The 19,974-nt window shown below is 62.1% G+C and carries 21 protein-coding genes; 14 read left to right on the top strand and 7 right to left on the bottom strand.

Annotated elements, in window-relative coordinates; translation table 11 throughout:
• The first annotated feature begins 17 nt into the window (after nucleotides 1-17).
• The 7 genes from FFM53_RS08550 (at nucleotide 18) to FFM53_RS08520 (ending at nucleotide 6,347) form a co-directional block, all read left to right on the top strand.
• Nucleotides 18-1,916 (top strand): potassium transporter Kup, encoded by a 1,899-nt coding sequence (locus tag FFM53_RS08550; RefSeq protein WP_138390667.1) that lies wholly within the window; start codon nucleotides 18-20, stop codon nucleotides 1,914-1,916.
• A gap of 303 nt (nucleotides 1,917-2,219) precedes the next feature.
• Complete coding sequence (locus tag FFM53_RS08545; RefSeq protein ID WP_138390666.1) at nucleotides 2,220-3,431, top strand: cell wall hydrolase; 1,212 nt, start codon at nucleotides 2,220-2,222, stop codon at nucleotides 3,429-3,431.
• Nucleotides 3,432-3,702: 271 nt separating this feature from the next.
• The gene (locus FFM53_RS08540; RefSeq protein ID WP_012756239.1) at nucleotides 3,703-4,041 is read left to right on the top strand and encodes an AtpZ/AtpI family protein; all 339 of its coding nucleotides are present in this window, start codon (nucleotides 3,703-3,705) and stop codon (nucleotides 4,039-4,041) included.
• Between the two features lie 62 nt (nucleotides 4,042-4,103).
• Complete coding sequence (locus FFM53_RS08535; protein WP_064651444.1) at nucleotides 4,104-4,856, top strand: F0F1 ATP synthase subunit A; 753 nt, start codon at nucleotides 4,104-4,106, stop codon at nucleotides 4,854-4,856.
• 67 nt (nucleotides 4,857-4,923) lie between these two features.
• A complete protein-coding gene (locus FFM53_RS08530; RefSeq protein WP_003545854.1) occupies nucleotides 4,924-5,151 on the top strand; it encodes a F0F1 ATP synthase subunit C in 228 nt (75 codons plus the stop codon).
• A 77-nt stretch (nucleotides 5,152-5,228) separates the two neighbouring features.
• Nucleotides 5,229-5,852 (top strand): F0F1 ATP synthase subunit B, encoded by a 624-nt coding sequence (locus FFM53_RS08525; protein ID WP_065282341.1) that lies wholly within the window; start codon nucleotides 5,229-5,231, stop codon nucleotides 5,850-5,852.
• 3 nt (nucleotides 5,853-5,855) lie between these two features.
• The gene (locus FFM53_RS08520) at nucleotides 5,856-6,347 is read left to right on the top strand and encodes a F0F1 ATP synthase subunit B (RefSeq protein ID WP_138328881.1); all 492 of its coding nucleotides are present in this window, start codon (nucleotides 5,856-5,858) and stop codon (nucleotides 6,345-6,347) included.
• A gap of 506 nt (nucleotides 6,348-6,853) precedes the next feature.
• Here FFM53_RS08520 and FFM53_RS08515 read toward each other — a convergent pair.
• Complete coding sequence (locus FFM53_RS08515; RefSeq protein WP_173883563.1) at nucleotides 6,854-7,543, bottom strand: ribonuclease HII; 690 nt, start codon at nucleotides 7,541-7,543, stop codon at nucleotides 6,854-6,856.
• A gap of 280 nt (nucleotides 7,544-7,823) precedes the next feature.
• Nucleotides 7,824-8,981, bottom strand: coding sequence for a PA0069 family radical SAM protein (locus FFM53_RS08510; RefSeq protein ID WP_138390664.1), 1,158 nt, complete (start codon nucleotides 8,979-8,981; stop codon nucleotides 7,824-7,826).
• Nucleotides 8,982-9,119: 138 nt separating this feature from the next.
• Here FFM53_RS08510 and FFM53_RS08505 point away from each other — a divergent pair, with 138 nt between their 5' ends.
• On the top strand, nucleotides 9,120-9,638 hold the full coding sequence (locus FFM53_RS08505; protein WP_018245012.1) for a glycosyltransferase family 2 protein: 519 nt from the start codon (nucleotides 9,120-9,122) through the stop codon (nucleotides 9,636-9,638).
• Between the two features lie 386 nt (nucleotides 9,639-10,024).
• Entirely contained in the window at nucleotides 10,025-10,339 is a 315-nt protein-coding gene (locus tag FFM53_RS08500; RefSeq protein ID WP_138328878.1) for a hypothetical protein, read from the top strand.
• Nucleotides 10,340-10,362: 23 nt separating this feature from the next.
• Here FFM53_RS08500 and moaB read toward each other — a convergent pair whose 3' ends face one another.
• The 4 genes from moaB to FFM53_RS08480 all read right to left on the bottom strand — a co-directional run bounded on the left by moaB (nucleotide 10,363) and on the right by FFM53_RS08480 (nucleotide 14,854).
• Nucleotides 10,363-10,914: a molybdenum cofactor biosynthesis protein B gene (gene moaB, locus FFM53_RS08495; RefSeq protein ID WP_138390663.1), complete on the bottom strand. Its 552-nt coding sequence runs from the start codon at nucleotides 10,912-10,914 to the stop codon at nucleotides 10,363-10,365.
• Entirely contained in the window at nucleotides 10,914-11,819 is a 906-nt protein-coding gene (locus FFM53_RS08490) for a 4-(cytidine 5'-diphospho)-2-C-methyl-D-erythritol kinase (RefSeq protein WP_138390662.1), read from the bottom strand. The genes moaB and FFM53_RS08490 overlap by 1 nt, the downstream gene beginning before the upstream one ends.
• Before the next feature lie 51 nt (nucleotides 11,820-11,870).
• Nucleotides 11,871-13,703: a tetratricopeptide repeat protein gene (locus FFM53_RS08485; RefSeq protein ID WP_138390661.1), complete on the bottom strand. Its 1,833-nt coding sequence runs from the start codon at nucleotides 13,701-13,703 to the stop codon at nucleotides 11,871-11,873.
• A 134-nt stretch (nucleotides 13,704-13,837) separates the two neighbouring features.
• Nucleotides 13,838-14,854 (bottom strand): polyprenyl synthetase family protein, encoded by a 1,017-nt coding sequence (locus tag FFM53_RS08480; protein ID WP_029872636.1) that lies wholly within the window; start codon nucleotides 14,852-14,854, stop codon nucleotides 13,838-13,840.
• Between the two features lie 108 nt (nucleotides 14,855-14,962).
• On the opposite strand from FFM53_RS08480, the gene FFM53_RS08475 reads away from it, so the two are divergent.
• Together FFM53_RS08475 and FFM53_RS08470 are read left to right on the top strand one after the other, a co-directional pair.
• A complete protein-coding gene (locus FFM53_RS08475) occupies nucleotides 14,963-15,190 on the top strand; it encodes a putative signal transducing protein (protein WP_003545870.1) in 228 nt (75 codons plus the stop codon).
• A 6-nt stretch (nucleotides 15,191-15,196) separates the two neighbouring features.
• Complete coding sequence (locus FFM53_RS08470; RefSeq protein WP_138390660.1) at nucleotides 15,197-15,967, top strand: tRNA1(Val) (adenine(37)-N6)-methyltransferase; 771 nt, start codon at nucleotides 15,197-15,199, stop codon at nucleotides 15,965-15,967.
• 29 nt (nucleotides 15,968-15,996) lie between these two features.
• On the opposite strand, the gene FFM53_RS08465 is transcribed toward FFM53_RS08470, so the two are convergent.
• Nucleotides 15,997-17,337 (bottom strand): Nramp family divalent metal transporter, encoded by a 1,341-nt coding sequence (locus FFM53_RS08465; RefSeq protein WP_138328873.1) that lies wholly within the window; start codon nucleotides 17,335-17,337, stop codon nucleotides 15,997-15,999.
• A gap of 170 nt (nucleotides 17,338-17,507) precedes the next feature.
• Between FFM53_RS08465 and FFM53_RS08460 the strand changes: the two genes are divergently transcribed.
• The 3 genes from FFM53_RS08460 (at nucleotide 17,508) to FFM53_RS08450 (ending at nucleotide 19,902) form a co-directional block, all read left to right on the top strand.
• The gene (locus FFM53_RS08460; RefSeq protein ID WP_029872639.1) at nucleotides 17,508-18,368 is read left to right on the top strand and encodes a S49 family peptidase; all 861 of its coding nucleotides are present in this window, start codon (nucleotides 17,508-17,510) and stop codon (nucleotides 18,366-18,368) included.
• 18 nt (nucleotides 18,369-18,386) lie between these two features.
• Complete coding sequence (locus tag FFM53_RS08455; RefSeq protein ID WP_003545875.1) at nucleotides 18,387-18,578, top strand: hypothetical protein; 192 nt, start codon at nucleotides 18,387-18,389, stop codon at nucleotides 18,576-18,578.
• Nucleotides 18,579-18,945: 367 nt separating this feature from the next.
• Nucleotides 18,946-19,902 (top strand): glycine--tRNA ligase subunit alpha, encoded by a 957-nt coding sequence (locus FFM53_RS08450; protein ID WP_011650682.1) that lies wholly within the window; start codon nucleotides 18,946-18,948, stop codon nucleotides 19,900-19,902.
• Nucleotides 19,903-19,974: the final 72 nt, after the last annotated feature.

The following is a 19,974-nucleotide window of genomic DNA, read 5'->3' as shown; positions in this document are numbered from 1 at the left end:
GAGCCTGTTGAAACTTCATGTCCGAAGAGAGCCATCCGAACGAACGCCATATGACGCCGAAAAAGCTGTTCTATCTCGGGCTGGGTTCCGTCGGCGTCGTCTACGGCGATATCGGCACCAGCCCGCTCTATGCCTTTCGCGAGGCGCTGAAGCCCGTGGCCCATGACGGCGTCACCCGTTTTGAAGTCATCAGCCTGATCTCGCTGATGATCTGGGCGCTGACGATCATCGTCACCATCAAATATGTGCTCTTCCTGCTGCGCGCCGACAACGACGGCGAGGGCGGTACGTTGTCGCTGCTCGCCCTGCTGATGAAGACCGCCAACGGCCACACCGCCATCCTGATGCTGCTCGGCCTGATGGGTGCTGCCCTCTTCCTCGGCGATGCGATGATCACGCCGGCACTGTCCGTGCTGTCGGCCGTCGAAGGTCTGAAGCTCGTCACACCCAGGCTCTCTGAATATATCGTGCCGATCTCGGTGGTGATCCTGGCGCTGCTCTTCGTCGTGCAATCGCGCGGCACCGGCGCCGTCGCGAAGTTCTTCGGCCCGATCACCGCCGTCTGGTTCCTCGTCATGGCTGCCGCCGGCATTTCCCATATCTCGGATGATTACGGCATCCTTGCCGCCTTCAATCCCTATTATGCCGTCGCCTTCCTGCTGCACGAGGGCTTCTACGGTATTGTCGTGCTTGGCGCCGTCTTCCTGACGGTGACGGGCGCCGAGGCGCTCTATGCCGATCTCGGCCATTTCGGCCGCCGCCCGATCCAGTGGGCCTGGTTCCTGCTGGTCTTCCCGGCGCTGACGCTGAACTATCTCGGGCAAGGGGCGCTCGTTCTCGGCAATCCGATGACGATGTCCGATCCCTTCTATCTGATGTTTCCGAAATGGGCGCTGCTGCCGGTCGTCATCCTGGCGACCGCCGCGACGATCATCGCCAGCCAGGCGGTCATCACAGGCGCCTTCTCGATGGTGCGCCAGGGCATCAACCTCGGCTTCCTGCCGCGCATGGAAGTCCTCTTCACCTCGGAAACCAATACCGGGCAGATTTTCGTGCCTTCGGTCAATGCCGTGCTGTTCATCGGCGTCATCTTCCTGGTCTTGAGTTTCAAGACGTCGGACGCGCTGGCGACCGCCTATGGCATTTCCGTCACCGGCGCGATGGTCGTCACCTCGATCATGGCCTTCGAATTCGTCCGCGCCCGCTGGAACTGGTCGCTTCCCGTCGCGGTGATCGCGCTTGCGCCGCTGGTCGTGCTCGAATTGATCTTCCTCGGCGCCAACCTTTTGAAGATCCACGACGGCGGCTATATCCCGATCATGATCGCCACGGCCTTTACCGTCGTCATGTGGACCTGGCGTCGCGGCTCGGCGATCCTGATGGAAAAGACCCGCCACACCGATATTCCACTCGCCTCCTTCGTCAGCTCGATCGAGCGCAAGAGCGAACATTCGCCGGCCCAGGTTCCGGGCACCGCGATCTTCCTGACCAGCGATCCGGAATCCGCCCCCGCCGCCTTGCTGCACAACCTCAAGCACAACCATGTGCTTCACGACCGCAACGTCATCCTGACGATCCGCACGATCAACAAACCGCGTGTACCGAGCCACGACCGTTACAAGATAGAGCAGATTTCCGAGCGTTTCTCCCGCGTCGAACTGCTGTTCGGCTTCATGGAATCGCAGAACGTCTCGCAGGCCTTGGCGACACTGCGCAAGACAGGACTGAAGTTCGACATCATGTCGACCTCCTTCTATCTCGGCCGCCGCAAACTGGTGCCGGACGCCAAGTCGGGCATGCCTTACTGGCAGGACCGGCTCTACATCGCGCTCGCCAACGCAGCCGCCAACCCCTCGGATTACTTCCGTCTGCCGGCGAACCGCGTGGTGGAACTGGGCTCGCACGTTATTATTTGATTGCGTGGGGCAACGACCCCGCCCCAAACCCCTCCCCACAAGGGGGAGGGGCTTAACCAGTTGCGCCGTTTGTCAGCTTTTCGACATTTCAGAATAAGCGAGGCGGTGCCGCGCTAAGTCCCTCCCCCTTGTGGGGAGGGGTTTGGGAGGGGACTGCGCAAGGGTGGGGAGGGGATTTTCGCAAGGATGCAGGCACATTTCATTTCACGAAATTATCCACCACATTAGAACATCCAAGAGTTCTCATGGACACATTTCGGCACGGCCTGTTAACCGGACGTCAAGGTTAATGCGAGATTTTCAATGGAATGTTCCCGCGTTCCATGCTCGGAGTCTGTGTTGCGTCGAAAGAGCCCTTCCCGTAGCAAGCTGCGTCTCATTCCCGAGAATTGGGTGTCGCCCGTAATCTTCGGTCTCGCCGGCTGGCTGATTTTCCCGAGCGTCGCATCTCATGCCGATCTCGCCGCGATGCTCGCCGGCCTCGATCAGGAGGGCGGGAACTGGCGTATGGTGATGACCAATTCTCCGGCCGGCTCCATCCACCAGGCCGAACTCGCCTTTGCCGAGCCGATGGTGACGGGTTCGATCGCAGCCGGCGCCGGCATGGTGCTGCCCGACGGCCGCAAGGTCGCCTTTACCGCCAAAGACAAAGGCCACGAAGACACGCCGGACGAGGATCGCGTCAATCGCCGCAGCAAGAAGGGCCGCGTCGTCTCTGTCGAGAAGATGCAGCCGCCGAAGGATTTTTCTGCCGGCTCGATCCTCGATCGCACGAAGATGCTCTTCACCCCGAGCTTCGATCTCAAGGATCGGTCGGCCTTCGTCAAGCCGAAGATCCAGGGCAAGGAAATCGAGATCGCCACATCTTTCTATAAGACGCAGCCTGTTGTGACCGATAATGGCGTGCCGGCGATGCTCGCAAGCCTCGTCACCAGCAACAAGGCCGATGTGCTGGCCACCGCCTACGCACCGGCCGCACCCGACTATGCCCGCCAATCGCCATTCGATTCGATTCTGGCCGAACAGGATAGCGGCCGCTTCGTTCCGGAGATCGGCCCGCGCGATCACGCCTGGGCCGCAAGCGTGCTGGCACCCAGCGTCTTTTCCGCACGGGAACAGCAGTGCCTTGCCTCCGGCATCTATTTCGAAGCGCGCGGAGAATCGGTGAAGGGTCAGGCGGCCGTCGCCCAGGTCATTCTCAACCGCGTCCGCAACCCTTCCTATCCGAAGACCATCTGCGGCGTCGTCTATCAGAACGAGGATTGGCGCAACCGCTGCCAGTTTTCCTTCGCCTGCGACAGCATCAAGGACAGGGTGAACTCGGAATATCACTGGCGAGTCGCCCGCGACGTGGCGATGGCGGTGACATCAGGCAAGATCTGGCTGCCGCAGGTGGGGTCGGCGACGCATTACCATGCCGTCTATGTCAGACCGAAATGGGCAAAGACGATGGAAAAGGTCGGCCGCATCGGTCTTCATGTGTTCTATCGCACCTATGGCGGCGGCTGGAGCTGAGATAAATCGCCGGGGCAAGCCGATTTCCGGCCCGGAAAAGCGGATTCTTTCCGTCGAATTTCCGCGATCGACCCGGAGTCGATTTATCTCTTTGATTTGATGGAATTATTTTCTCGCTGGACAGAAGCTGTCTACGCCTTGACTATGCTAATCCCTAAAACTATGTTGCGCGCGACTTCAGAACGGGCCGGAAGGGTCTCAACCTTCGCGTCCGGGGTCCGAATGACCGGGGTAGCGGGAGTGCGGGCGACGGGCAGGCGAGGAGAGATCCATGGCGGACGACCGCGAGGAAAGTCTAGAAAAGCGCCGTGCGCAATTGGGAGCGAAACTCGCGACCAAGGGCGTCGAGACGGGAGAAGACGAGGCTAGGGAAGCCCGCGCCGAGGTAAGCCGCAAAGGTTATGCCCAGGCGATGAAGCTTTCCAGCGAGTTCATTTCCGCAATCGTCGTCGGTGCTCTCCTTGGCTATCTCCTCGACCGTTTTGTTGGCACGGCGCCTTGGGGTTTGATTGTTCTTCTGCTTCTCGGATTTTGTGCCGGCGTTCTGAACGTGCTGCGTTCTGCGGGGGTGGTGGCCCATCCCCTGGACGACAAGGACGACAAGAAATAAGGACCGGTTCCGGTCCAGTGCAATGACCCCGCGTCCTGCGGGCCAAAGAGAGAGAACAAGCGGTGTCTAACGATCCGACTCATCAGTTCCTGATCCAGAAGATTGTGCCGATCGAAATCGGCGGAATTGATTTTTCGTTCACCAATGCATCGCTGTTCATGGCCGTTTCGGCTGCCGCTGCCGCAGGCTTCCTCTATTTCGCGACCTCGAACCGCGCCATCGTGCCGGGCCGTTCGCAGTCGGTTGCGGAAATGTCCTATGAATTCATCGCCAACATGCTGAAGGAAGGCGCGGGCAAGCAGGGAATGAAGTTCTTCCCGCTGGTCTTTTCGCTCTTCATGTTCGTCTTGACGGCGAACCTGCTTGGCATGTTCCCGTATTTCTTCACGGTGACGAGCCAGATCATCGTCACCTTCGCCCTTGCCCTGCTCGTCATTGGCACGGTTCTCGTCTACGGTTTCTATAAGCACGGCTTCCACTTCCTGAATGTCTTCGTGCCCTCGGGCGTGCCCGGCCTTCTGCTGCCGCTGGTCATTGCGATTGAAATCATCTCCTTCCTGTCGCGTCCGATTTCGCTCTCGGTTCGTCTCTTCGCCAACATGCTCGCCGGCCACATCACGCTCAAAGTGTTCGCAGGCTTCGTCGCCTCGCTTGGAACCATGGGTGCTCTCGGTATCGGCGGCGCCGTTCTTCCCCTCATCATGACCGTCGCCCTGACCGGTCTCGAGTTCCTCGTCGCCTTCCTTCAGGCTTATGTCTTTGCGGTGCTGACTTGCATGTACCTCAACGACGCAATCCATCCGGGCGGGCACTAAGGATAACGACATCGACGTCAAAGGGCGTCAGTCATTCGCCGCAACAACCATTTCAAAGGAGTTCAACATGGAAGCGGAAGCAGCAAAGTACATCGGTGCAGGCCTGGCTTGCTTTGGTATGGCCGGTACGGCTCTCGGCCTCGGCAATATTTTCGGCAGCTACCTCTCCGGCGCACTGCGCAATCCGTCTGCCGCTGACAGCCAGTTCGGCCGTCTGGTATTCGGCTTCGCCGTTACGGAAGCTCTGGGCATCTTCTCGCTGCTCGTCGCTCTCCTCCTCCTCTTCGCCGTCTGATATCGGCGAATAGATGGATCACGGCCTGCGATCGCAAGCCGTGATCCTTTGCATTTGCAGTCCACCTGGAGGTGAGCATGTTTTTTGTGACCCCGGCTTACGCTGAGGAAGCACCGGCGGCAGCGACGGGTACGGATGCGCACGCCGCTCCGGCCGCAGGCGAGGTCCATACCGAGACTGGTGTTGCCGAAGGCGAACACGCCCGCGGCCCTTTCCCGCCTTTCGATTCGACGACCTTCGCGTCCCAGCTGCTCTGGCTGGTGATCACGTTCGGCGTCTTCTATTTGCTCATGCAAAAGGTCATCGCGCCGCGCATCGGGGCCATCCTCGATCAGCGTCACACGCGCATTTCCCAGGATCTGGAAGAAGCAGGCCGCCTGAAGGGCGAAGCCGACGCCGCCGTCCAGACCTATGAAGGTGAACTGGCCGCTGCCCGCGCCAAATCCAACGCGATCGGCTCTGCCGCACGCGACGCCGCCAAGGCCAAGGCCGAAGAGGAACGCCGCGCTGTCGAGGCGAGCCTGTCGGAAAAGATCAAGGCTGCCGAGCTGCGTATCGGCGAGATCAAGGCCAAGGCCTTCGCCGACGTCGGCACCATTGCCGAGGAAACGGCGGCTGCCGTGGTCGATCAGCTGATCGGCGGCACCGTCGCCAAGGCCGATGTCGCCGCCGCCGTCGCGGCTGCCAAGAAGGAGGCTTGATCGATGGAATTTGCCTTTGACGCGACTTTCTTCGCCTTTGTCGGCCTCGTCCTCTTCCTGGCGCTGGTCGTTTACCTGAAGGTTCCGGGCATGTTGGCACGGTCGCTCGACGACCGCGCCGACCAGATCCGCAACGAATTGGCCGAAGCCAAGCGCCTGCGTGAGGAGGCTCAGCACCTGCTCGCCGAATACCAGCGCAAGCGCAAGGAAGCGGAAGCCGAAGCGGCCCACATCGTTGCCGCCGCTGAGCGCGAAGCCGAAATGCTGACCACTGAGGCGAAGAAGAAGACGGAAGAATTCGTCGCCAACCGCACGGCGCTCTCCGAGCAGAAGATCAGGCAGGCCGAGGTCGAGGCGATGAAGGCGGTGCGTTCCGCCGCCGTCGATCTCGCAATCGCGGCCGCCGAAACCGTGCTTGCCAAGCGGGCCGACGCCAAGATCCAGTCCGAGCTCTTCGGCAATGCCGTCGGCCAGGTCAAGACGCGGCTGAACTGAGCAGCTTCGAAAAAGATTGAGAGGGAAGGCCGGGCATGTCCCGGCCTTTTCTTTGTTGGCAAGGCTTGGTCTTTACTCGGCTTCGTGCCGAGGACAACGTGGTGCCGTTGATCCGGCATTGCCACCTTCGCCTGGGTCGAGCAAGTTTCTCGCGCCGTCCTTCGGACCGTCATAAACAGGGCGAAGGGACATGCCGCGCCCTCTCGATTCCCTCTTCTCCCCAGCGGGGAGAAGGTGCCCGTAGGGCGGATGAGGGGGCCGGCGAAGCCGGTCTTTCCCCAGCAACGCCCATACGAGCTTCGACCGCGCTCTCGACTAGGTTCAGGTAGCTGTGGCGCGGCGGATAGGATAATGGGGCGGATGTGCCGTGCGGCCCCTCATCCGCCTGCCGGCACCTTCTCCCCGAAGGGAGAAGAGGACATGCCGCGACCTCTCCGTTCCTCGCGCGCCCCTTTCACAGGGCATGTCCGGGCCTTTTCGTTTGCCCGTCTTTTCCTTGGGTGACCCTACTCGGAAAGCAGCTCGTCCGTCTCGGGACCATCCTCGGTCTTGCGCAACGGCCTGAAGCTCATCCGGTGGAGCGAACAAGGGCCGTGCCTCTCGATGCCGGCACGGTGTTGCGCCGTGCCGTAACCCACATGCGCTGCAAAACCGTACTCCGGAAATACATGATGGGCCCGCGCCATCATCCGGTCACGCGTCACCTTGGCGACGATCGAGGCGGCGGCGATCGAGACCGAGCGGGCATCGCCCTTGACCACGGCCTGTCCGGGGCAGTCGAGGCCGGGCGGCACGTCGAGCCCGTCGGTCAGCACGTAGCTGGCCGGAACGGAGAGGCTGCAGATGGCCCGGCGCATGGCGTCGAGGCTTGCCTTGCGGATATCCGTCTCGTCGATGCGCGTCGAACTGGAGGAGGCGATGGAGACGGTCGCAGTCGCCAGAATCTGCACGAACAGTTCCTCGCGCCGTTGCGCCGAAAGCTGCTTGGAATCGTTCAGACCCTCAGGGATGCGCTTCGGATCGAGGATGACGGCGGCAGCGACGACAGGCCCGGCCAGCGGCCCGCGGCCTGCCTCATCGGCGCCGGCGACCGGCCAATGGCCGGCCTTGCGGGCTTTGAGCTCGAGTTTGAAATCCGGCACGAGCGGAGCCGTGTCGAAAAGCAGGGGAGAATCGGGTGGCGTGCGAGGTTTCATGCGGCTGAACCTCGCACGCCAACCCGATTTCCCGCAAGTCCCCGGATCAGGGCGGCGGCCGGGGACTGGCCCGACGGATGGTGGCGGTCAAGGCCATCCGCGGGAATTGCGCTCGGGGCTCGAAAACAGGGCGGTTTTGTCGAGACGCCGATGCGCAAGTTTGAAGCAATTCCAGGAAAAGTGTGCAGCGGTTTTCCGTCCGGAATTGCGTAAAAGGTTAGAGGTAATTCCAGGGAAAGTGCGAAGCAGTTTCCATCCGGAGTTGCCTAAAAACAAAAGGTTAGAGCAGCGACAGCTGCACGCCGCTGCCATCCGGCGGTACGAACAGATCGTCGCGCAGCGGCACGCTGCGGCGCGTCAGGCCGAAACGTCTGGAGGCCATTTCAAAGCGCCTTGCGATCTGCCAGGCATAGGGGCCGGCGCCCTTCATGCGCTTGCCGAATTCGGCATCGTAATCCTTGCCGCCGCGCATCGAGCGCACCAGCGACATCACATGTCGGTAACGATCGGGGTAATGCTGCAGCAGCCAGTCGCGAAACAGCGGGCTGACCTCGAGCGGCAGCCTGAGGATGACGTAACTCGCCTCGGCGGCGCCGGCAGCCGTTGCCGATTCGAGGATGCGCTCCAGCTCGTGGTCGTTCAGCGCCGGGATGAGCGGGGCGGCCATGACTGCCGTCTGGATGCCTGCTTCGGCAAGGGTGTGGATCGTCTCCAGCCGCCGCGGCGGTGTGGCGGCACGCGGCTCCATCGTCCGGGCAAGCTTGCGATCCAGCGTGGTCACCGAGACGCCGACGCGCACCAGGTTCTTGCCTGCCATCTCCCGCAGAATGTCGAGATCACGCAGGATCATCGCCGACTTGGTGACGATCGATACCGGATGGTTCGCCTTGTTCAACACCTCGAGAATGCCGCGCATGATGCGCCATTCCTTCTCGATCGGCTGATAGGGATCGGTATTGGTGCCGATCGCGATCACCCGCACCTTGTAGCCGGGCTTGGCGAGCTCCCGCTCCAGGAGTTTTGCCGCATCGGGCTTGGCAAAGAGCTTGGTCTCGAAATCGAGCCCCGCAGAAAGCCCCATATAGGCGTGTGTCGGTCGGGCGAAACAATAGATGCAGCCATGCTCGCAGCCGCGATAGGGATTGATCGAGCGGTCGAAGGAAAGGTCCGGCGATTCGTTGCGGGTGATGGCCGTGCGCGGTTTTTCGACCTGCACTTCCGTCTTGAAGGGCGGCAGCTCTTCCCACGTCTGCCAGCCATCGTCGACGGTCTCGCGCTGCTGCGCTTCGAACCGACCTGTCGGGTTCAGTCCCGCCCCACGTCCGCGCCGCCGATCGACCTCGACTCTCAGACCGGAGGAAACGATCATCGCATCGGCAATATCTGCCGTATTGGCAGGCGCGAATGCGGCCTGCCCTGCCAGGGACTGCTCTCTCATCGGATTCTCCCGCGGCGAAAGCCATCGCCTCCGCCCGTTTTGCTGATTAAATTCCTATCCGTAAAATAAGAACAATGCAAGAACAAAATGAGGAAAACGGTGCTGGCAAAAATTTGTGCGGCGCATTATAAATGGTCAATGTTGACGGTTGTTCTCGAATGTCAGGATCAGGAATCTGAGCTGGCACAGACCTTATCGGTATTGGTGGCAGGCGCGGTGGAGGGGCTTGTGAGCGACGTGGTCGTGCTCGATCACGGCTCGCGCGACGGCACCTCGCGGGTCGCCGACGCCGCCGGTTGCCGCTTCCATTCGCAATGGGATATCAAGGACATCGTCCGTTCGGCGCGCGGCGAATGGCTGCTCTTCGTCGAGCCGGGCGCCAGACCGCAGGCCGGCTGGATCGATGAGATCGCCGAATATGTCGCGCTGAACAAGCTGCCGGCGCGCTTCACCGCATCGCGCGGCTATAGGCGCCCGTTCTTCCAGCGTGTCGGCCGAGCCGTGCCGCCGCTGGAACTCGGCTTTCTCCTGCCGAAGAAGCAGGCGCTCGCCATCGCCAAAAGCGGCATGCGACTTACCGAATTCGTCAAGGGCCAGAAGCCGCGCAAGCTGGCGAGCGAACTCATTCCGTCCTGGGTCGCCCGCGCCGCACGCTAAGCAATTCCGCTCTTCGTCATCCTGCCTTCGCGCCAATGGCAGCCCCTCACCCTAACCCTCTCCCCGTAAAAAACGGGGAGAGGGGACGTGCCAAACGCAGCGTCGAGATTGAGGGAAGCCGGTGCGGCATGTCCCTTCGCCCCGTTTACGGGGAGAAGGTGGCGGCAGCCGGATGAGGGGCGGGTCGCCGAACCTCGGAGGAGTATCATGCTCCTCCCGTCGTCGCGCAAAAGATGGCGCCCAATAGGATTTCGCGCTATAATTCAAACATGGCGCCGTCGAAGCGCCTCGCTTCGCAACGGAATGGCCATGGAGTGCCGGTGAACGGCAGAACAGGTCAGCGAAAATCTCCTCTTCTGCCGGGTTCCGGCGAAAGGAGGTGCGTCATGGTACGCAGTATGATCTACGGCCTCATAGCCGTCATATTGCCGACATTGGTGATCGCGCATCCGCATTCGGCAGCATCGCAGATGATGCGCAGTTGCGCAGGCCGACCCGAAATCGTCAATTTCCTCGACAAGAACTTCGCCGAAAAGCTCACGGCAGTCGGACTGATCAACCAGAACGCCATTCTCGAGGTCTATGCCGCCGAAAGCGGCACCTGGACCCTCATCGTCACGGATGTTCACGGCATAAGCTGCGTCCTGCTGTCGGGTGACAGCTGGGACACGATGCCGGTCCTGCCGGGCCTTGCGACATAGGGAATATCGCCGTTGCAGGCAGTCTACTTCGTCGCGCCGCGTTTCAGGTGCTCGTCCAGACGCGGCATGATCTCGACGAAATTGCAGGGCACGCTGCGATAGTCGAGCTGTCCTTTCAGAATGCCGTCCCAGGCATCCCGGCAGGCGCCGGGCGAACCCGGCAGCACGAAGATGAAGGTGGCGTTGGCAACACCTGCCGTGGCGCGCGACTGGATCGTCGCCGTGCCGATCTTCTCGTAGGAGATCCGGTGGAAGATGGCGGAAAAGCCGTCCATCCGCTTTTCGAACAAAGGTTCCAGCGCCTCTGGCGTCACATCGCGGCCGGTAAAGCCGGTGCCGCCGGTGGTGATGACGACGTCTATGTCTTGGTTCTCAGTCCAGGCCTTCACCCGCGCGGCAATCTTTTCGCGATCATCGGGCACGATCCCCCGGTCGACCAGCCTATGCCCCGCCTCCGTAATCCGCGCCGCCAGCGTGTCGCCTGACTTGTCCGTCTCCGGCGTGCGTGTATCCGAGATCGTCAGAACCGCAATGCCGACCGCGATGAAGGGCCGCTTTTCGTCCAGACCTGCCATCATGCGCCTCCCGAAACCGTTTTCGCCGCCTGGAAATACCAGCCAGGGCGCTCGTCGTGAAGAGCTGCCGCTGCATGTTCGGCAGCAGTCATGCTCTCAAAGATGCCGAAACAGGTGGCGCCGGAACCGGACATGCGGGTCAACAGGGCGCCGTGAGCTTGCAGCATCGCCGAGATCTCCGAAATCTCGGGCACGAGTTCGCGCGCCGGCGGCTCCAGGTCGTTGCGGGCAGCAGCAATCGCGGCGAGCCAGTCGGCAGTCTGAGACGGTGCCAGGCTCAGGACCGGATTGTTCTTTGTCGCCAGCCGGCGGAAAACTTCTGGCGTCGAGACGCCCTTTAGCGGATTGGCAAGCACCATGGCAAAGGCCGGCAGCTCCGGCACGGGTTCGATCTTTTCGCCGATGCCGCGGGCAATCAGCGGCCGGCTCTCAAGGCACATCGGCACGTCGGCGCCGAGCTTCAGCGCCAGCGTGGCAAGCGTCTCCGCTGATAATGTCGTGCCCCAGAGCCGCATCAGCCCGCGCAGCGTCGCGGCTGCATCGGCCGAGCCGCCGCCGATGCCGGAGGCGATCGGCAGGTTCTTTTCGAGATGGATACGGACGGGAAAGGCGAGGGGACCGATTGCCTCGCGCAGGAGGTCGCGGGCCTTCAGCACCAGGTTGGTGCCGCCGTCGCCGGCAAGCACCTCGCCGAAACGGCCCGACAGGGTGAATGCGTCGGCCGGCGACCGCATGAAGTCCAGCCGGTCGCCGTGATCTGCGAAGGTCACCAGCATATCGAGCAGATGATAGCCATCCGGCCGCTGGCCCGTCACATGCAGGGCCAGGTTGATTTTCGCGCGAGCTTCCTCGGAAACGCTGGAGCATGATACCGAAAAGTGTGAGCGGTTTTCGCACGACATCATGCTCTATTTCTTTGATCGCACGCCGGCCGGGGCCTCGTCAGGCATGGTCCGTCAGGATTTCTTGTCGACCGGCGGCGGGGTGACGGGCGCCGGATCCGGCTGCTTCTTGTCGGCCGCCTTGGCATCGTCACTGACGGGAGGCAGGCCGTTGGCGACCTTGTCCTTGATCTTCGGGATCTCGGCAGCTTCGGGCTCGGAGGCGAGCGCCCGGTTCCACTGGTAGACGGCCTCGAGCTTGCGCCCGACGCGCCAGTAGGCATCGCCGAGATGGTCGTTGATCGTCGCGTCGCCGGCCTTGATCTGTGCGGCCCGCTCCAGCTCGTCGACGGCATCGTCGAAGCGGTTGAGGCGGAAATAGGCCCAGCCGAGCGAATCGATGATGTAGCCGTCGTCAGGGCGAAGCTCCACGGCCTTCTTGATCATGCCGAGACCTTCGTCGAGGTTCCGGTTCATGTCGATCCAGGAATAGCCGAGATAGTTCAGCACCTGCGGCTGGTCGGGATTGAGCTCCAGCGCCTTGCGGAAGTTCGGTTCCGCCTGGTCCCACTTCTTCAGCCGCTCATAGGCAATGCCGCGCTGGAAGAAGACGCTCCAGTTGGCGCGGCCGGGAATGGGGCCGATCGTTTCGACGGCCTTGTCGTAATTGGCGGCCATCGCCTGGTAGTCCTTGGCGTCGGAGAGCACGCTGCCATAGGCGAGGTAACTGCGGATGTCCTTCGGGTCGGAGGCGATCAGCGCCTGCAGGTGCTTACGCGCCTCGTCCACCTTGCCGCCTTGGGCAAGGGCAAGGCCGAGCTGCAGCTCGGAAATGCGCCGCATCGGCGAATTCTCCGGCACCTTCTTGTAGAGCGCGATGGCGCGGTCCATCTGGTTCTGCTTCTCGGCAATGCCGCCGAGCAGCACCAGCGTATCGGCGCTGTTCGGATCGAGCGCATTGGCCGTCTGCAGGTAAAGCGAGACGATGTCCTCGGCGCCGTCGCGGTTCAGCGCGCCGCCGACCGAGAAGAGCACGCCGGCAGCGCCTTCTTCGGCCGTCTTGACCTGCTGTTCCTGCTTCTCGTTCTTTTCGATACTGTCGCGCAGCGCGTTCAGCGGCGCATAGTTCGGCAGCAGGTTGTCGCCGACGGAAACGGCGTCGAGCGCCTTCTGCTTATTGCCTTGCGTTGCTTCGAGACGGGCAAGCGCCATCACGGCGCGCATGAAGGTGTCGGGCGCGGTTGCGCCCCCTTCCTTGTCGAGCACGGCATCGTTCAGGTGCTTGCGGGCGGATTTCACGTCGCCGATGGCGATGGCGATCGCCCCGGCATTATAATTCTGGAAGATGCGAAACCAGTCCGGGCCCTTCATCTTCTCGACCATGGTGAGCGCTTCCTTGCCGCGGTCGGCGCCGACGCGGGCCCAGGCAAGCAGCAGGTCGTTCATCATCCGGTCGAGATCGTTTGGCCCCTTATATTTCAGGATGGCCTCGGCGGACTTGTAGTCGTCGCGGCGCACGGCATCCATGCCGCGCACGATCGTGGTGATACGCTCGACGGAAGGATCGCCCTTCAGGTCATTGGCATATTTGACGCCGTCCTTGATATCGCCATTGAGCAGCAGCGAGATCATCAGCCGCTGGCGAATCTCGGGATTGCCGGGCTCGATCTGCAGCGCCTTCTTGTAGAGTTCGATTGCCGTTTCGTAGTCATGATCGACATCGGCCGTGCGCGCGGCGAGAAAGGCGCCAGAGAAAGTGGTGACGCTGTCCGCATCGAAGTGAACGGCTGTGCCGGCATCGTCTGTCTTGGCCGCATCCTCGGCGTTCGCGCCGCCGACACCGCTGAGCGAAAGGACAGCGGCCAGCGCTGCGCTCGTAAGAAGACGGATGGCAATTCTCTGCCGCATTAGGAAACCTTTCTTCGACAGCGTCCCGACAAATGGTGCCGGCCGCAAAACCAGTTGCGATCACTGATTCATAACAGGATGGCTTTTTTGAAGCGGCGCTGCAAGAAAATCAGCCTGCGATCAAGGACGTTTGATCAATTGACGCGCTCGATGCAGAAGTCGATCACTTCCATCAGGGCAGATTTCCAGACCGTATCGGGAAGCGGCGCAAGCGCATCGCGCGCGATCGTGCCGTAATGGATCGCGCGGCCGATCGTGTCGCTGAGCGTGCCGTATTTAGTGATCAGTCCCAGCGCTTTTTCGAGGTTGGCGTCGGTGCTGTTGCCGGCCTCGATTGCATCACGCCAGAAGGCGCGCTCATCCTCGGTGCCGCGGCGATAGGCGAGAATGACCGGCAGGGTGATCTTGCCCTCGCGGAAATCGTCGCCGACATTCTTGCCGAGATCGGCCGCCTTGCCGCCATAGTCGAGCGCATCGTCGACCAGCTGGAAGGCGAGCCCGAGATTCATGCCGTAGGATTTCAGCGCATTGCGGCCAGACCGGCCGGCCTCGGCGACGATCGGCCCGACTTCGGAGGCGGCGGCAAAGAGGGCCGCCGTCTTGGCGCGGATGACCGAGAGATAATCGTCCTCCGTCGTCTCCATGTTCTTGGCGACGGAAAGCTGCAGCACCTCGCCTTCGGCGATCACGCAGGCGGCGGAAGACAAGACGTCCAGCGCATCGAGCGAGCCGACATCGACCATCATGCGGAAGGCCTGGCCGAGCAGGAAGTCGCCGACCAGCACGCTTGCCTGGTTGCCCCAGATCATCCGCGCCGTCGATTTGCCGCGGCGCAGATCGCTTTCGTCGACGACGTCGTCATGCAGCAGCGTTGCCGTATGCATGAACTCGACCGATGTGGCGAGCTTGACGTGATTTTCGCCCCTGTAGTCGAACAGCGACGCGGAAGCCAGCGTCAGCATCGGCCGCAACCGCTTGCCGCCGGACGAGATCAGATGGTTCGCCACTTCCGGGATCATCTGCACATCGGAGCCGGCCTTAGACAGAATGAGCTGGTTTACTCGCTCCATGTCCGCCCTGGTGAGATCGACCAGCGGCTTTATGGATGCCAGTTTGTTTTTGCTTTCTTCAAGCGGTATGACCACGCCCAACGACCCGGACTCCTATTCATTCATTGCACCTGACAATAGAAAGGGGCGATGGACGCGGCAAGGGGTGAATTGTCGCGCTGGGCGAAATTGGAAGGAAAACGACGGCAAATGCATGAGCTTATCCGCGCCAACGACCCCGTTCTTCTCTCTTATGCCGAGAGTTTGATGAAGGATGCCGGAATTCACTGCTTCATCGCCGATCAGGGCATGAGCGTGCTGGAAGGCTCGCTCGGCATGCTGTCGCGCCGCCTGCTGGTGGATGAGGAAATGGCCGATCAGGCGCGCCGCATCCTCACCGATGCCGGTCTCGGCGGCGAGCTGCGCGAGCGGAAGTGAGCTCCGATGACCGCCACTGATACTGTCGATGCCTTTCATCGCGGCGGCTTCCATGTAGTGCAGCCGAAGGGCAGGGGCCATCGCTCCGGCATGGATGCGATGCTGCTTGCGGCTCTGGTCGCCGACGATCGCCCGGTCAGGGTTGCCGATCTCGGTGCCGGCGCCGGCGCTGCCGGCCTCGCCGTCGCCTCGCGCCTTGCCGATGCAGAAGTCGTGCTTTTCGAACGCTCGGCCGAGATGGCCGATTATGCCCGCCGCAGCATCCTTTTGCCCGACAATGCCCATGTCGCCGGCCGCGTCAGCGTCGTCGAGGCGGATGTGACGCTGATCGCCAAGGCGCGCAACGATGCGGGGCTCACCGATGAGAGCTTCCACCACGTCATCATGAACCCGCCCTTCAACGATGCCGGCGACCGGCGCACGCCGGATGCGCTGAAGGCCGAGGCCCATGCGATGACCGACGGCCTGTTCGAAAGCTGGATCCGCACGGCGGGCGCCATCATGATCCCAGGCGGGCAATTGTCGCTGATCGCCAGGCCGCAATCGATCGCCGAGATCATCACGGCCTGCGGCCGGCGCTTCGGCGGCATCGAGATCACCGCCATCCATCCGCGTCCGGGTGAAAACGCCGTGCGGATCCTGGTGACAGCGATCAAGGGATCGCGGGCGCGGCTGTCGCTGCGTGCGGCGCTCATCATGCACGAAGAGGGGAGCCACAAGTTCTCCCCTCTCGTCGATGATTTCAACAATGGCCGGGCGGCCTATGCCAGGCTTTAGGCTGGCTTCACACTTTTCCTGAAAATGCTTCAGCCGGTGACGAAGTCGAGGAGCAGCTTGATGTTCAGTCCGGCGATGACGATCGCGATCAGATAGGCGAGGCCGCTCAGCCAGCGCGGTGCCACGAGTTCGCCCATCTTGGCCTTGTTGGCGGTAAACATGACAAGCGGGAAGACGGCGAAGGAAAGCTGCAGGCTGAGCACCACCTGGGTCAGGATCAACAGCTCCGCCGTGCCCTGGTCGCCATACCAGATGGTGACGATCGCCGCCGGCACGATGGCGATGGCGCGGGTAATCAGGCGGCGCACCCACGGCTTCAGCCGGATCTTCAGGAAGCCTTCCATGACGATCTGGCCGGCAAGCGTCGCCGTCACCGTCGAGTTGAGACCGCAGCAGAGAAGCGCGATGCCGAACAGCGTCGGCGCGATGGCGAGGCCGAGCAGCGGCGACAGCAGCGAATAGGCATCGCCGAGTTCGACGACGTCGGTCTTGCCGTGCGCATTGAAGGCGGCGGCTGCCAGGATCAGGATAGCGGCGTTGATCAGCAGCGCGAAACAGAGCGCAACCGTCGAGTCGATCGTCGCAAAGGTCAGCGCCTCCCTCTTTTCGGGAACGGTATGGCCATAGGCCCGCGTCTGCACGATGCCGGAGTGAAGGTAGAGATTGTGCGGCATGACGGTCGCGCCGAGAATGCCGAGCGCCAGATAGAGCATCTCCGGATTGGTGACGATCTCGGTCGTCGGGAAGAAGCCGGTGAGAACGGCGCCCCATTGCGGGTCGGCCAGCAGGATTTGCACGCCGAAGCAGACCGCGATGACGCCGAGCAGCGCGATGATGAAGGCTTCCACCCAGCGGAAGCCGAGCTTCTGCAGGAAGAGGATCACGAAGACGTCGAGCGCGGTGATCAGCACGCCGAGTTCGAGCGGGATGCCCATCAGCAGGTTGAGGCCGATCGCCGTGCCGATCACCTCGGCGATATCGGTGGCGATGATGGCGATTTCTGCAAAGGCCCAGAGCGGCAAGGAGACGTATTTCGGAAAGGCGTCGCGGCAGGCCTGTGCGAGGTCGCGGCCGGAGGCGATCGCCAGGCGCGCGCAGAGCGATTGCAGCACGATCGCCATCAGGTTGGAAAGCAGCGCGACGGTGAGCAGCGCATAGCCGAATTTCGAGCCGCCGGCGAGCGAGGTCGCCCAGTTGCCGGGGTCCATGTACCCGACGGCGACCATGTAGCCCGGCCCGGCGAAGGCTGCCGCCCTTCGCCACATCGAGCTGTGACGCCCGGTTCCGACGGTGCGGTAGACATCCGACAGCGACGCTTCTCCGCGTTCGTGCCGCCAGCCGCTCTTTGTATTCGGATTGAGCACGTCCATGCGATTTCCACCTGTTTTATCGTGCATTGCACTATGACGAGTTAGAATGATAATGCAAGTCATTCGCAACAACAAATTCAACCCAATGTTTTCAGGAACGCAGCCATTGCGTTTGTCGTTCCAGCGCATACATGGGTGACGATCGTGCGACCCGAAGCGAAGGATGGGAAATGGCCGGATTCTTGAGAAAACTGATGCCGAAACGGTTCCGCAAGGACGGCATCACCATTCCGGTCGTTCGCCTGCAGGGGGCGATCATCAGCGGCGGCGGCCAGTTCCGGCCGACCCTCAACCTCGCCAATGTCTCTCCGGTCCTGGAAAAGGCCTTCGCCATGAAGGACGCACCGGCAGTCGCCATCTCCATCAATTCGCCGGGCGGCTCGCCCGTACAGTCGCGCCTGATCTTCACCCGCATTCGCGAGCTCGCCCGCGAGAAGCAGAAGAAGGTTCTGGTCTTCGTCGAGGATGTCGCCGCCTCGGGCGGTTACATGATCGCGCTTGCCGGCGACGAGATCATCGCCGACGCCACCTCGATCGTCGGCTCGATCGGCGTCGTCTCCGGCGGTTTCGGCTTTCCCGAACTCTTGAAGAAGATCGGCGTCGAGCGCCGCGTCTATACGGCGGGCGAAAACAAGGTGATCCTCGATCCTTTCCAGCCGGAAAAGGAAAAGGACATCGAGTATCTGAAAAGCCTGCAGCTCGAAATCCATCAGGTCTTCATATCCATGGTGCGCGAACGTCGCGCCGGCAAGCTGAGGGACGATGCAGCGGTGTTTTCCGGCCTGTTCTGGAGCGGCACGCGCGGCCTCGAACTCGGCCTCATCGATGGCCTCGGCGACATGCGCCAGGAGTTGAAAAGGCGCTACGGCCAGAAGACCAAGCTGGAGCTCGTCACCGCGGGCCGCGGCCTGTTCGGCCGCCGGATTCCCGGTGTATCGCCGGTCTCGCTCGAAGGTGCTGCATCCGGTCTCGCGACGGGGCTTGTCGAAGCGGCGGAAGAGAGAGCATTGTGGAGCCGGTTCGGGCTTTGAGAGGAGCAAGAGAGGGGCATGGCACAGCTTATTACGATCCTGGTCCTGGTTTTCTCAGCCTGGTGGCTCTACCGCCGCTTCGTCTCCGATGCCCGCAAGCTCGCCGAAAAGTCGCGCCGCGCTGAAAAGGAGCGCCAGACCGGCGCCATCGGCACGCTGGTCAAGGACCCGGCGACCGGAGAATACCGGCTGAAGCGCGAGGGAGAATAAGGGGCGTCGCCACTCATCTGCCTCTCATCCGGCTGCCGCTCCGGGCGCTCTGCAGGTGGGAAGCCCCCCTCTGCCCTGCCGGGCATCTCCCCCACAGGTGGGGAGATCGGCAAGTGGTTAAGGCTTCCCCAAACAACGGAACGCCTGCGCGGAGCCGTTATGAAAGCCGGGACATTCCCCCCAGCCGATCTCCCCCCTTGTGGGGGAGATGTCCGGCAGGACAGAGGGGGGTACCCCCCGCAGCACAGAAAGAATTCCTCTTCCCTATCGGCATTCGACGCTTCTCCGCCGCCGCAAAAGTCTTGACCCCCGCCGCCCTCCATGGCACCTGTCGCGCCGATAAATCCCACGCAATCGGTGCCGTTCGATGTCAGCTATCCCAGACCATATGAACCCGAAGCGCTCCTTCCAGGCGCTGATCCTGACCCTGCATAACTACTGGGCGGACAAGGGTTGCGCGGTGCTGCAGCCCTACGACATGGAAGTCGGTGCCGGCACCTTCCACCCGGCCACCACGCTGCGCGCCCTCGGCCCGAAGCCGTGGAAGGCGGCCTATGTCCAGCCGTCCCGCCGTCCCTCCGACGGCCGCTACGGCGAAAATCCGAACCGGCTGCAGCATTATTACCAATACCAGGTCATCCTGAAGCCGAACCCGCCGAACCTACAGGAGCTCTATCTCGGTTCGCTGGCGGCGATCGGCCTCGATCCGCTGCTGCACGACATCCGCTTCGTCGAGGACGACTGGGAAAGCCCGACGCTCGGCGCCTGGGGCCTCGGCTGGGAATGCTGGTGCGACGGCATGGAAGTCTCGCAGTTCACCTATTTCCAGCAGGTCTGCGGTATCGAATGCTCACCCGTCGCCGGCGAACTGACCTATGGCCTCGAACGCCTCGCCATGTATGTCCAGGGCGTCGACAATGTCTATGATTTGAATTTCAACGGCCGCGACGGCGACGAGAAGATCAGCTATGGCGACGTCTTCCTGCAGGCCGAGCAGGAATATTCGCGTCATAATTTCGAGTTCGCCAATACCGAGATGCTGCATCGCCATTTTGTCGACGCCGAGAAGGAATGCCGGGCGCTGCTCGATGCTGGCGCCCCCGGCGACAACGCCAACCAGCGCCTGCACAAATGCGTCTTCCCCGCCTATGACCAGTGCATCAAGGCAAGCCATGTTTTCAATCTGCTTGATGCCCGCGGCGTCATCTCGGTCACCGAGCGCCAGAGCTACATCCTGCGCGTTCGCACGCTTGCCAAGGCTTGCGGCGAAGCCTTCCTGCTGACCGACGCCGGCGGCGTCAATCTGTCGAAAGAGGCGGCGTAAAAGCCGTCTAATTTCCGTCGCTTCCGGCGCTACGCTTCTTTTGTATTGCGCAAACCGCCCCCACATTGTCTT

It is taken from the genome of Rhizobium indicum (assembly GCF_005862305.2).
Classification (GTDB): domain Bacteria; phylum Pseudomonadota; class Alphaproteobacteria; order Rhizobiales; family Rhizobiaceae; genus Rhizobium; species Rhizobium indicum.
Note: the sequence above shows the minus strand (reverse complement) of the source record. Positions and strands in the feature narration are given on the sequence as shown.